The organism is Bacillus sp. 9.4, assembly GCF_055486415.1.
Window position 1 is genome coordinate 202,826 of sequence record NZ_JBVFMU010000002.1, and the last position, 12,497, is coordinate 215,322.

Annotated in this window: 10 protein-coding genes; all 10 read right to left on the bottom strand. The window is 43.2% G+C overall.

The window, feature by feature from the left end:
* Positions 1 to 2 precede the first annotated feature (2 nt).
* A complete protein-coding gene (gene mutS / locus ACZ07B_RS07580) occupies positions 3 to 2,579 on the bottom strand; it encodes a DNA mismatch repair protein MutS (RefSeq protein ID WP_336804942.1) in 2,577 nt (858 codons plus the stop codon).
* 132 nt (positions 2,580 to 2,711) lie between these two features.
* Entirely contained in the window at positions 2,712 to 3,257 is a 546-nt protein-coding gene (gene cotE, locus ACZ07B_RS07585; protein WP_003231833.1) for an outer spore coat protein CotE, read from the bottom strand.
* A gap of 253 nt (positions 3,258 to 3,510) precedes the next feature.
* On the bottom strand, positions 3,511 to 3,942 hold the full coding sequence (gene ricA / locus ACZ07B_RS07590) for a regulatory iron-sulfur-containing complex subunit RicA (RefSeq protein ID WP_003231834.1): 432 nt from the start codon (positions 3,940 to 3,942) through the stop codon (positions 3,511 to 3,513).
* Between the two features lies 1 nt (position 3,943).
* Positions 3,944 to 5,473, bottom strand: a complete 1,530-nt coding sequence (gene miaB, locus ACZ07B_RS07595; RefSeq protein WP_014664026.1) for a tRNA (N6-isopentenyl adenosine(37)-C2)-methylthiotransferase MiaB — start codon at positions 5,471 to 5,473, stop codon at positions 3,944 to 3,946.
* A 147-nt stretch (positions 5,474 to 5,620) separates the two neighbouring features.
* Positions 5,621 to 6,799 (bottom strand): glycine C-acetyltransferase, encoded by a 1,179-nt coding sequence (locus ACZ07B_RS07600; RefSeq protein WP_134155498.1) that lies wholly within the window; start codon positions 6,797 to 6,799, stop codon positions 5,621 to 5,623.
* A gap of 12 nt (positions 6,800 to 6,811) precedes the next feature.
* The gene (gene tdh / locus ACZ07B_RS07605) at positions 6,812 to 7,852 is read right to left on the bottom strand and encodes an L-threonine 3-dehydrogenase (protein WP_464877076.1); all 1,041 of its coding nucleotides are present in this window, start codon (positions 7,850 to 7,852) and stop codon (positions 6,812 to 6,814) included.
* A 264-nt stretch (positions 7,853 to 8,116) separates the two neighbouring features.
* Complete coding sequence (gene spoVS, locus ACZ07B_RS07610) at positions 8,117 to 8,377, bottom strand: stage V sporulation protein SpoVS (RefSeq protein WP_003154135.1); 261 nt, start codon at positions 8,375 to 8,377, stop codon at positions 8,117 to 8,119.
* Positions 8,378 to 8,576: 199 nt separating this feature from the next.
* The gene (gene ymdB, locus ACZ07B_RS07615; protein ID WP_464877077.1) at positions 8,577 to 9,371 is read right to left on the bottom strand and encodes a 2',3'-cyclic-nucleotide 2'-phosphodiesterase; all 795 of its coding nucleotides are present in this window, start codon (positions 9,369 to 9,371) and stop codon (positions 8,577 to 8,579) included.
* Between the two features lie 68 nt (positions 9,372 to 9,439).
* The gene (gene rny / locus ACZ07B_RS07620; RefSeq protein ID WP_003221010.1) at positions 9,440 to 11,002 is read right to left on the bottom strand and encodes a ribonuclease Y; all 1,563 of its coding nucleotides are present in this window, start codon (positions 11,000 to 11,002) and stop codon (positions 9,440 to 9,442) included.
* Between the two features lie 275 nt (positions 11,003 to 11,277).
* Positions 11,278 to 12,453, bottom strand: a complete 1,176-nt coding sequence (locus ACZ07B_RS07625) for a serine hydrolase domain-containing protein (RefSeq protein WP_464877078.1) — start codon at positions 12,451 to 12,453, stop codon at positions 11,278 to 11,280.
* Between the last annotated feature and the right edge of the window lie 44 nt (positions 12,454 to 12,497).

Here is a 12,497-nt window from a genome sequence, read left to right on the forward strand (position 1 = left end):
TTTTAATGTAATTTCTTTTGCAGCTTGTACATTTCATTCATCGCTTCAAGCGGTGTCATATCCAGTATATTAAGTGATTTGAAAGCATCGATCACTTGCTTTTCTTTTTTTGAAAGCTTTGGTGTTTCAGCCGGCTTTTCCGCTTCGCCAAAAAAGGACAGCTGTGCCGGCTCTTCTTTCACCTGAGGTTTCTGCACCGGCACTTCCGGTTTGTTTCCTGAATGCTCAAGCTCTTTTAAAATATCTTGAGCGCGCGCAATCAGATCTCCCGGCAGTTCGGCAAGCTGAGCTACATGGATACCATAGCTTTTATCAGCGGCACCTTCTTTAATTTGATGAAGAAAGACAACCGTTCCGTTATATTCTTCAGCGCGAACATGAACGTTTTTCAGCTGGGGCAGCTTGTCCTCAAGAACGGTCAGCTCGTGATAGTGTGTGCTGAACAGCGTCTTGGCGCCGATATGATCGTGAACATATTCAATAATCGCCTGTGCCAGCGCCATGCCGTCATAAGTGGACGTTCCCCGCCCGATTTCATCAAACAGAATGAGGCTGTTTTTCGTCGCGTTGACAATCGCATTTTTCGCTTCAAGCATTTCTACCATAAATGTACTTTGTCCGGAAATCAAATCATCTGCAGCCCCGATTCGTGTAAAAATTTGATCAAAAATCGGAAGCACCGCTTTTTTCGCGGGTACAAAGCAGCCGATTTGCGCCATAATGGAAATGAGCGCGATTTGTCTCATATACGTGCTTTTCCCTGACATGTTTGGACCTGTAATGAGAAGCATTTGTCTGTTATCGCCCATCATACAGTTGTTCGGGACATATTCCTGGCTGTCCATGACTTTTTCAACAACCGGGTGTCTGCCTTCAATCACTTCGACTTCATCTTTAGAGAACTCCGGTTTCGTGTAGTGACGATTTTCACTGATTGTCGCAAAGCATTGCAGTGCGTCCAGCTCGCTCATCTGTTTTGCAAGCTGCTGAAGCCGCGGAATATACTGCTTCACTTTCTCGCGCAGCTCGGTAAACAGCTCGTACTCCAGCTCGCAGATGTTATTTTCCGCCTCTAAAATGAGCGCTTCTTTTTCTTTTAATTCAGGGGTAATGTAGCGCTCTGCATTGGTTAACGTCTGCTTCCGCTCATAACGCCCTTCCTCAAGCAAATGCAAATTTGCTTTTGTCACTTCAATGTAATAACCGAAAACTTTATTAAAGCCGACCTTTAAAGAGCGAATGCCTGTGTATTCCCGCTCCTGCTGTTCCAGGCGGGCAATCCAGTCTTTTCCGTTTCTGCTTGCATCACGATATTCATCAAGCTTTTGATTATAACCATCTTTAATCAGGTTCCCTTCTTTTACCGATAAAGGAGGGTTTTCGTACAGCGCTTCTTCCAGCAGTTCAAGTACATCCCCGCAAGGGTCAATGCGCTTTGCACGTTCCTTGGCCTTGTCATGAGCCAGTGAAGCAACCAGCTGTTTGATGCCAGGAACTTGCTTTAACGATTCCTTCAGCTGAATCAAATCCCGGGCATTGACATTTCCGAATGCAACGCGGCCGGCAAGGCGTTCTAAGTCATATACTTCTTTTAAACGTTCACGCAGATCTTCCCGTTCAAAGAAATGGGACATCAATGTTTCCACCATTTCTTGGCGCTCTTCGATTTGATTGACTCTGATAAGCGGCCGGTCAATCCACTGTTTAAGCAGCCGGCCTCCCATTGCCGTTTTTGTTTCATCCAGCAGCCACAAAAGGGAGCCTTTTTTATTTTTCGAACGGATCGTTTCGGTCAGCTCCAGATTACGCTTTGAGTACAAGTCAATTTTCATCGCTTCCTCAAGCTCATACACCTGTACGGGCTGAAGATGATCAAGGCTGCGCTTTTGGGTTCTTTTCAGATACGTATATAAGCGCATAAATGTTTTTGTTATATCTTCATTATTTAAGTGCTCAATGATCGTTACGTGTTCGTCTGTTTCTCCGTCTTCAATTGAGATCGTTGCACCGCACCGCTCTCTCAGCTGTGCCACAGTATCTGCATCCAAGCTTCCTGAAACCACGATTTCCCGTGCGCCGACTGAATAAATTTCTGATATGACGTCTTCAAGCCGTTCAATCAAAACAGCCAAATTTTCTCCCGTTGTTAAATCAGACAGCGCAAGTCCGTATCCGTTCGAGCAGGCTGAAACAGATGCGATAAAGTTATTTTCCGATTCATGGATGCCTTTGCCGTCCATTACAGTTCCGGGCGTAATAAGCTGCACCACTTCTCTTTTCACAACGCCCTTTGCGGCTTTCGGATCTTCCGTCTGTTCACAGATCGCCACTTTGTAGCCTTTTTTAATAAGCTGTTCGATATACGCGGAAGCAGAATGATACGGCACACCGCACATCGGTATTTTTTCAGCCGCACCGCCATCTCTGCTCGTTAACGTAATTTCCAGCTCTTGTGACGCTTTTTTGGCGTCCTCAAAAAACATTTCGTAAAAATCACCCAGGCGAAAAAATAAAAAGGCATCCTGGTGCTCTGCCTTTATTTTTAAATATTGCTGTATCATAGGCGTATAACCGGCCATTGTTTAATCCCTCACTATGTATCAACGTTTCTATTTTCCAACCTTCATTATAACATAAACAAAAAGTGATAAAAGAATGATATATCAATATAAAAAAGAGACTTGGGGGTACTGTCTCCCCTAGTCCCTTTTTTATTCTTCAGGATCTCCCACTAAAAACTCCGGGTTGATGTCTTCAAGCTCTTCATCAAGCTCATCTTCCCAATCTTCCTCGTCATCCTCTTCCCAGTCAGGATTGACCTCAACAACTACCTTTGTTTCCCCTACCACTTCCGCCAAAAATTCTCTTTCTGCCTGCACAACGATTTTATTTCCATTCGGCGAAATGGTCACTTCAAGGCAGTTTGGCTGCTGAAGCACTTTGGCAATCACTTCATGCTCATCATCTAAGTAATTATTGTCTCTGTATCTGAGTTTAATGACATCTACGTATTTTACCCGTTCTGTGACAACCTCTGTCTTTGTGTTGTCCGCGTAAGAGTACCATACGTTTATATCATAATACCCTTCAATTTCTACCGTTTTTCCAATTTTTTCAGCGTCATACTTGTGGTTAATAATCCAACCACCCAAAATGCTGCTCGGTTTTTTCTCAGGCGAGATGGTGTTGGTGCATTGGGTGAATTTTCGGCCTTTCGCTACTACTGCCTTCGTAATAATTTCCCTGTATTCAGACATTCCGGCATGCCTCCTTGTTCTTCTTCGTGTTATCTTATGCTGGGCATTTGTCTAGTGTGCATTTTTATAAATAAAATATAAAAATACAAAGTTTCTGTTCCATTGTATGCAGGTGTGCCTAGAAACTTTACTTATAAGTGCGATAAAGTTTACACGCGGCTGCGCACAGAAAAACCAATTGAACATTTGGTACATAGATTATTTAGTTCATAACCCGCACATAAAAAAACACGGGCCTGTAAAGGCACCGTGTTTAGAGGGAACAGCTGTTATTTGAATGCTTCACCTTTGAACCGGTTTCCCCTTTCAGCAGGTCGCCTCCGGTTGATGTGATGATTTCATTTGTGACTTGGTTGGAAATGGTGTGTGCAACGAGCTGCAGTAGGTCATTTACTTCCATTTGCGAGTCTCTGAATTCCTGGATAACAGGAATCTCTTCAAGCTCTTCTTGCAGCGCGTCAATTTTTGCTTCTACTTGTTTGAGCGCTTCATGCTTTTCATAATGCTTCAGATTGACAGCCTGCTTTTGCAGGGCTTTAATCTGATTAACGATTGTGGACACTTTGTCATTCTCATTGATTTGCGCTTCAGCCCGTTTGAAAAAATCAACCTCTTCTGTTTCAGAGATCATTTTTGCAAGGTTTCGTGCCTGCTGCACAATGTCTTTTTTTGAGTAGAGCGTCATCTTATTTCACCTCGATTGCTTCTCCTACCATTTCTCCGTCAAGCGACCATGTTTTCGCTTGCTGGATTTTCACGCGGACGATTTTGCCGATGGCTTCCTTCGGCCCTTTGAAATTAACAAGCTTGCTTTTTTCAGTATAGCCCGCAAGAATATCAGGGTTATTTTTGCTTTCACCCTCAACTAATACTTCGACAACCTTGCCTTCGTATTCCTTCATTTTTTTAGCAGAAATTTCATTCACCAGTGCGTTTAGACGCTGCAGGCGTTCTTTTTTCACACGCATCGGTACATTATCTTTCATCTTAGCAGCCGGAGTGCCTTCACGCGGAGAGTAAATGAACGTATAGGCGCTGTCAAACTCCACTTCACGGTATAGAGAAAGCGTTTCTTCAAACTGTTCGTCCGTTTCATTTGGAAATCCGACGATAATGTCCGTTGTCAAAGAAGCGTTTGGCATTGCTTCTTTAATTTTTCGCACCAGCTCCATGTAACGCTCTCTGTCATATTTGCGGGCCATCAGCTTGAGAACTTCTGAGCTTCCTGATTGAACCGGAAGATGAATGTGATCAAGCAGATTTCCGCCTTTTGCCAGCACTTCAATGAGGCGGTCGTCAAAGTCGCGCGGATGACTCGTTGTAAAACGGATTCTCGGGATATCGATTTTTCTCAGTTCATCCATCAAATCACCAAGTCCGTACGTCATATCTTCAAAGTCTTTTCCATACGCGTTTACGTTTTGGCCTAACAGAGTAATTTCCTTATAGCCTTCACTTGCGAGCCTTCTCACTTCCTGAATGATATCCTCAGGGCGGCGGCTTCTTTCTTTTCCGCGTGTGTAAGGCACAATGCAATACGTACAGAATTTGTCACAGCCGTACATGATATTGACCCAGCCCTTAATTTTTCCATTTCGGACTTTCGGAAGGTTTTCAATAACGTCCCCTTCCTTAGACCAAACTTCTACAACCATTTCTTTTGAAAGGTATGCTTCTGACAAAAGCTCCGGCAGGCGATGAATGTTATGCGTTCCGAAAATCATATCGACAAACGGATGTTTTTTCAAAATACGGTTCACGACTGATTCCTCTTGGGACATACAGCCGCACACGCCTAAAATCAGATCGGGATTGTTTTTTTTCAGTGCTTTTAAGTGCCCAAGCTCACCAAACACCTTGTTCTCAGCATTTTCACGGATTGCGCATGTATTTAACAAAATGACATTGGCATCGTCAACAGAGTTTGTCGCTTCATAACCTAGCGCCATAAAGATCCCTGCCATAACCTCTGTATCGTGTTCATTCATTTGGCAGCCGTACGTACGGATATAAAACTTTCTTCCGTCTCCCAATCCTTTAAATTGTTCAGAAATTTTAAAGTCATTATGATAAGTAACGGCTTCCTTGCCTCGTTTTTTCGCGTCTTTTAAAGAAGGCGGAATGTAAACAGCTTCAAAGTACTTGCTGTAATCCTTCTCGGATTTTTTGTCCGATGGATTAACTTGTCCGCTCTCTAATTTTTGTTTTTCATTCATGTCATATTTTCTCCTTTCAAACCAAACTTCCACCCTTCAGTATAAAGGTTATTGAAGCTCTGCACAACTGGCAACCTATCATTGTACACTCATTGAGAATAATAATCAATAAGGAATCAAAAGAGGAAGAGTAAACTCTTCCTCTTGTTACAATAGCTGGAGCTCCTTTGCCGTCTTTTCGAAGACATCAAGCGCCTGATCCAGTTCATCTTTGGTGTGCTCTGCTGTTATAATCGTGCGAATTCTGGCTTTTCCCTTTGCTACAGTCGGGAAAACAATACTTTGGGCAAAAACACCGCGAGAAAGGAGCTGATCTGAAAATTGCTTTGCCACACCTTCATCACCTATTAAAATAGGAAGAATCGGCGTTTCACTCTTCGTGAGAGTCAGGCCCATTTTCACAAGCATTGCTTTAAAATAGGCAGTATTCTCCCACAAGCGCTCCATATGCTCCGGCTCTTCAAGCAAGACATCAATCGCTTCCATACAAGCTGCAGTGACTGCCGGCGGATGAGATGTGCTGAATAAAAATGGACGGCCTTTATGGCGCAAATAATCGATCAGCACCTTTGAACCTGCAGCGTAACCGCCGAGCACTCCGATTGCCTTGCTTAATGTTCCGACCTGAATATGAACTCTGCCGTCAAGACCGAAGTGATTTACCGTTCCTCTGCCGTTTTCGCCAAGTACTCCAGATGCATGGGCGTCATCCACCATCACAAATGCGTCATATTTCTCAGCGAGCTCTACAATATCAGGCAGAGGAGCTATGTTGCCATCCATGGAAAATACGCCGTCTGTCACAATCAGACGCATCCGATAATTCATTGACTTTCTCAGCACCCGCTCTAAATCACTCATATTGACGTGCTGATACACCTTTTTATCCGCCTTTGTCAGTCGAATTCCGTCAATAATAGAGGCATGGTTCAATTCATCTGAGATGACAATGTCCTCTTTTGATAGAATACTTGAAAGTACGCCTTGGTTTGTTGTGAAGCCTGATTGGAATACAAGTGCCGCCTCCGTTTTTTTAAAGGCTGCCAGCTTTTTCTCAAGCTCTTGATGCATTGTAAATGTACCCGCAATCGTTCTCACTGATCCGGTGCCGGCTCCATACTGCTGAACGGCCTCCTGTGCGGCGTTGATGAGTCTAGGATGTGAAGTGAATCCGAGGTAATTATTAGAAGATAGCTGAATGACTTTTTGGTGATTCACTGTGACAGATGGGCCCTGCATAGATTCAAGCTGTTTTATGTCTTGCCATGTATGGTTTTCTTTCATACTATCAAGCTCTGCTTTTAAAAACTCAAATTCCTTCGTCATGTTTATCCCCCTTTATGGAATTAAAATTATTTTTCCGCACTGCCCGCTTCTCATCAGTTCGAAACCTTTTTCAAACTCCTCTAATGGAAACTGATGGGTAATAACAGGTGCAAGATCGATCACGTTTGAACTGATCAACTGAGACACCTGGCGCCATGTTGAAAACATTTTTCTTCCTGTGATTCCTTGGATGGTAAGCCCTTTAAATACCACTTTATTCGTCAAATCAATTGTCACCGGATGTTCCGGCAAGCTGAGAATATGAAATCTTCCGCCATTCGCAGCCATCGCAAGACCTTGGGCAATCGCTGAGGGATGGCCCGACATCTCACAAACAAGATCTGCTCCTTCTCCACTCGTTAAAGCGCTTACAATTTTGAGCGGGTCTTCTTTTTCAATAGAAACAGTACAAGTCGCTCCCATTTGTTTTGCAAGCCTCAGCCTGTATTCATTCTTATCAATCGCTATCACCTGAGAAGCTCCTGCTGCTTTTGCAACCGCAACAGCCATAAGACCAATCGGCCCGCATCCAATGACTGCAGTCGTTCCTCCTGCAGGCTGGCTCTCGAGTACGGTATGAACTGCATTTCCTAAAGGCTCTTGAATGGAAGCAATAGACGGGTCCATATCAGCGGGATTTCTCCAAATGTTATCAGCTGGAACTTTTACATACTCCGCAAAACAGCCTGCCGTGTCCACTCCGATTATAGCAGTATTGGTACACACATGAGATTTTCCTGTTAGGCAAGGGACACATTCACCACAGACAATGTGTGTTTCCGCAGACACATACTCTCCCACTTTTACACTGCTGACATTCTCTCCCACGTCCTCTACGATGCCGCTGAACTCATGGCCGAAAACATAGGGTGTTTTGATTCTCTGACGTGCCCATTGATCCCAATTATAAATGTGGACATCCGTGCCGCATATGGAAGCTGCTTTCACTTTTATGAGGACTTCATGTTTATCAATCTCAGGAATGGGAACTTCAGTCAGCACAGCACCGAACGCCCCGTCCTTCATTAGAGCTTTCATCTTTCCACTCTGCATGTACAATCCTCCTTGAAAAATTCTTGTTATATTCGGATTGTACCATGATATGGAATAAGCGTAAACAGCACTGTCTTCTCCAGAAGGACAAAAGTATCTGTCTTGAAAAATGGGCGGAATTTTTTTTGAAACGTTTTAGCTCATTTTTGATTTTGTATATTCGCTCATTTATGTGCTAAAAATACTATCGGGAGAAAATATCACAATAAATGAAAAACAACCTGTTTGCATTACGCAAACAGGTTGAGAATGCTTTATTTGTTTTTAGCGAGGCTCCACGATTAATTTAATCGCTGTTCTTTCTTCCCCATCGATTTGAATATCTGTAAAAGCCGGAATACAAATCAAATCAACGCCGCTTGGCGCCACAAATCCCCTGGCAATCGCCACAGCTTTTACAGCCTGGTTTAATGCACCCGCTCCGATCGCTTGAATCTCGGCTGCTCCTCGCTCTCTCAACACGCCTGCAAGCGCACCTGCCACTGAATTTGGACTCGATTTTGCTGAAACTTTTAAGATTTCCATTTCTGCTCCCCCTTAGTTTTACAATGGATAAGTGAGTGTTCATTAGAACAATCATTATTAGATGTTGCTATCCAAAAAGCCATCCCCACAATGCTTTTCAAAAATAGCGGGCTACCTTCCATTTTTACTATATTCACTAAGGAGTTGCTATATTCCTGCTTTTCTTTTTAATATTTTTATAAAATAACCATATGTTCAATTATTCAAAGAACATGTGATCATCGTTGATTAAAATACGCTCAATTTTCACGGCTTTTTTCGTTTGATCGTCAATGTCAATGACAACTCCGCTGAGCGTTGTTTTTCCTTCAGCGACAGTAAACCGGACTGGAAGGTTCGTTTTGAATCGCTTAATAATCGTCTCTCTGTCCATCCCCAGTATACCGTCATATGGGCCAGTCATTCCCACATCAGTAATATATGCCGTTCCCTTCGGCAAAATGCGGTTATCCGCTGTTTGCACGTGTGTATGAGTTCCTACTACAGCCGACGCCTTCCCATCCGTGTACCAGCCAAGTGCGAGCTTTTCACTTGTCGCTTCGGCATGAAAGTCGATAAAAATGTACGGTGTTCTTTTCGCAGCTTCTGCGATCAATTCATCCGCTTTTAAAAACGGGTCATCAAGCGGCGGCAAAAACGTACGTCCCTGCAAATTAATGACTGCTAGTTCTTTGCCGTTTGCTTTCACATATGTGATCCCTTTCCCCGGTGTTCCTTCAGGGAAGTTTGCCGGGCGAACCAAGTTCGGAACGTCATCTATAAAATCAAATATTTCTTTTTTGTCCCATGTGTGGTTCCCCATTGTGATTGCATCTGCGCCGGACTGGATTAAGCTGTGATAAATTTTTTCCGTCAGGCCTTTTCCATGTGCGGCGTTTTCACCATTAATAATGGTAAAGTGAGGCTTATATTTTGTTTTTAGCTTTGGTACATATTCTTTGACCATGTCACGGCCCGGTGAACCGACAACATCTCCGATAAATAAAATTCTCATTTTGTAAATCCTTTCTTCTTGAAAATTCCTTGCCGTCAAAAAAATAAAGTGATGCTTAGCGCATCACTTTATTTTGCATACTCTACGGCTCGAGTCTCTCTGATTACTGTCACCTTAATATGACCTGGATAATCGAGCTCGTCCTCAATTCGCTTGCGGATATCTCGCGCCAGTCGATGAGCCTCAAGATCATTAATTGAATCCGGCTTCACCATAATACGCACTTCGCGTCCAGCCTGAATGGCAAATGATTTTTCAACACCTTCGTAGGACTCAGAAATTTCTTCGAGTTTTTCAAGTCTTCGAATATAATTCTCGAGCGTCTCACTTCTTGCGCCAGGTCTTGCAGCGGAAAGCGCATCTGCTGCAGCTACCAGCACAGCGATAATGGAAGTCGGCTCCTCATCCCCGTGGTGTGATGCAATACTGTTAATCACGACTGGGTGCTCTTTATATTTGGTCGCAAGCTCTACCCCGATTTCAACGTGGCTTCCTTCTACTTCATGGTCAATTGCTTTCCCGATGTCGTGAAGAAGACCCGCACGTTTAGCAAGCTTTGCGTCTTCACCAAGCTCCGATGCCATTAGACCGGCCAAGAATGCGACTTCCATGGAATGCTTAAGCACATTTTGACCGTAGCTTGTACGGAACTTTAAGCGGCCGAGGATCTTGATGAGATCTGGGTGGAGGCCGTGAACGCCAACCTCAAATGTCGTTTGCTCACCCATCTCACGAATATAGTCATCGACCTCGCGGCGAGATTTTTCAACCATTTCTTCAATCCGTGCCGGATGAATACGGCCATCCTGAACGAGTTTATCAAGAGCAATTCTGGCTGTCTCACGTCTGATCGGATCAAATCCGGAAAGAATGACAGCTTCAGGCGTATCATCAATAATCAGGTCAATTCCTGTCAGCGTTTCAAGCGTACGAATGTTACGCCCTTCCCGTCCGATGATACGTCCTTTCATCTCATCATTTGGAAGATTGACAACTGATACCGTTGTTTCGGCAACGTGGTCCGCTGCGCAGCGCTGTAAGGCGAGTGAAAGAATGTTTTTCGCTTTCTTATCCGCCTCTTCTTTCGCACGGTTTTCAGTTTCTTTTGTCATGATGGCGATGTCATGTGAAAGCTCGTTTTCAACCCGCTCAAGAATGATTTGTTTTGCTTCATCACGAGTCAGACTCGAAATTCGTTCCAACTCTGACTGCTGCATACGAATCATCTCATCCACTTTGCTTTCCATCTCTTCAATATGTTGTTGTCGTTCATTCAGAGAATGATCTTTCTTCTCCAACATCGCTTCCCGTTTATCAATTCCCTCATGTTTGCGATCAAGGTTTTCCTCCTTTTGGAGTAAACGGTTTTCTTGTTTTTGAAGCTCATTTCGTCTTTCACGAACTTCCTGTTCAGCATCTATTCGAAGTTTGTGGATTTCATCCTTTGCTTCAAGCAGAGCTTCTTTTTTCAGTGCTTCAGCATCACGCTTTGCATCTTCAAGAATTTGCTCGGCTGCACCGCGTGCGCCCGCAATTTTCGCTTCGGCAATGGTTTTACGAACAAAGTAGCCAACAACTAAACCGAGTAGAATCAGCAAAATGGAGATGAGAACCATCATAATTGGGGTCATACTTTCACCTCCTCTTGCTATGAACTTGGTTGTTGCTTAAAAAGTGTCGGCATGTACATTGTCTAGTTTTCTCAACATACAGAACCTTCACAGGGAATGAGTGTGTTCATCGCCCTTGTCAAGTTTAAATGGTTTAACAATCATGTTAAAAAAACAAATGTTACAACTTCATTGTAAATGTGTCGGAAATACTTGTCAAGCTTGCCATCTTAACGTTTGCAGGCCAGTCGTCTTTTCACGTTCCGAATGCAATTCATCCAAAAGAAGAACGCCAATCATTCTTGATTCAGAAGCTGGTATATTTTATTGTTCACTTGGCCCAATTTAGCATTATTTTGAATGTTTGAGAACAAAATAACAATGGTTTGCCCAGATTTGCTAAAGCTGTTCAAGATATTGAAGCCCGGCATAACACCATGGTTTGAATAGCTTCCGGGAGCAACATAAAATCCCATGCCGTATGTGGAGCTGCTCCCTGGCGTAAACATCTTTTCATAGCTTTTTTGCGAATACAGTTTTCCGTCTATCAGCGCTTGGTCAAATTTGTACATATCTATAGCGCTCATATAAATATCACCCGCTCCATACAGCTGGGATAGATCAGGTATATACGGTGTAACTGTTTTGCTGCCCTCCATCTTATACCCGACAGCAGGATAAGGTTCTTTTTCATATGTTTTGTAAAAGCCTGCATGCGTCATTCCCGCAGGTTTAAAAATATGATTCTTTATGTACTGTTCATAGGGCTCACCGCTTACTTCAGCAATAATATAAGCGAGAACAGAATAGTTGGAATCCTTGTAGTCCCATACGCCCGGCTGACGTTTGATTCCCTGCAGTTCTATGTCTTTTATTAAATCGTCCGGAGTAATGGCGCCGTTTCCGTCAATATGTCCGTTTATCCCCGATGTATGTGTAAGCAGATTCTTCAAAGTAATCGTTTGTCCGTTAGGAAAATGAGGTAAATACGTACTTACCGGATCACTTGTCTGAAGTTTCCCCTTTTCCTCAAGCTGCAAAATAGCAGTTGCAATCAACGCTTTTTGTGATGAACCGACATAAAAAGATGTCAATGGATTATTTTGAATGTAGTGTTTACGGTCAGCATAGCCAAAACCTTTATTTGTTACGATTTCTCCATTTCTGACAATCATGGCTGTTCCGCTGAAACCGATTTCTTCTAAATAATTGCTGATTTTTTGATTTCGATCCACTGTTTTGATTCGTTCCTCTGATTTTTTGGCAGTTTTCTTTTTGACCTCTTTTTTCTGATCGGTATTTGAAACCGCTGCAGTTTCTTGAGATGGCTCGTTTTCTTCACTATTTCGATGAAGAGCATTCCAAATCGTAATGCAAACCATCACTGCTAAAAGACCAAGCAACAGTTTTCCTCTTTTATTTAGTTTTCTCCGTCTGCGTTTCGCAGTTCTTCTGCGGGTTGGGCTTGTCATTCATTTTTTCCTCCCAAAATAAATTCCATTTTGCACACGTTTTG

Bases quoted from the DNA above. Each gene is read 5' to 3' on its own strand.
- mutS (WP_336804942.1), bottom strand. From the start codon at position 2,579: ATGGCCGGTTATACGCCTATGATACAGCAATATTTAAAAATAAAGGCA.
- cotE (WP_003231833.1), bottom strand. From the start codon at position 3,257: ATGTCTGAATACAGGGAAATTATTACGAAGGCAGTAGTAGCGAAAGGC.
- ricA (WP_003231834.1), bottom strand. From the start codon at position 3,942: ATGACGCTCTACTCAAAAAAAGACATTGTGCAGCAGGCACGAAACCTT.
- miaB (WP_014664026.1), bottom strand. From the start codon at position 5,473: ATGAATGAAAAACAAAAATTAGAGAGCGGACAAGTTAATCCATCGGAC.
- ACZ07B_RS07600 (WP_134155498.1), bottom strand. From the start codon at position 6,799: ATGACGAAGGAATTTGAGTTTTTAAAAGCAGAGCTTGATAGTATGAAA.
- tdh (WP_464877076.1), bottom strand. From the start codon at position 7,852: ATGCAGAGTGGAAAGATGAAAGCTCTAATGAAGGACGGGGCGTTCGGT.
- spoVS (WP_003154135.1), bottom strand. From the start codon at position 8,377: ATGGAAATCTTAAAAGTTTCAGCAAAATCGAGTCCAAATTCAGTGGCA.
- ymdB (WP_464877077.1), bottom strand. From the start codon at position 9,371: ATGAGAATTTTATTTATCGGAGATGTTGTCGGTTCACCGGGCCGTGAC.
- rny (WP_003221010.1), bottom strand. From the start codon at position 11,002: ATGACCCCAATTATGATGGTTCTCATCTCCATTTTGCTGATTCTACTC.
- ACZ07B_RS07625 (WP_464877078.1), bottom strand. From the start codon at position 12,453: ATGACAAGCCCAACCCGCAGAAGAACTGCGAAACGCAGACGGAGAAAA.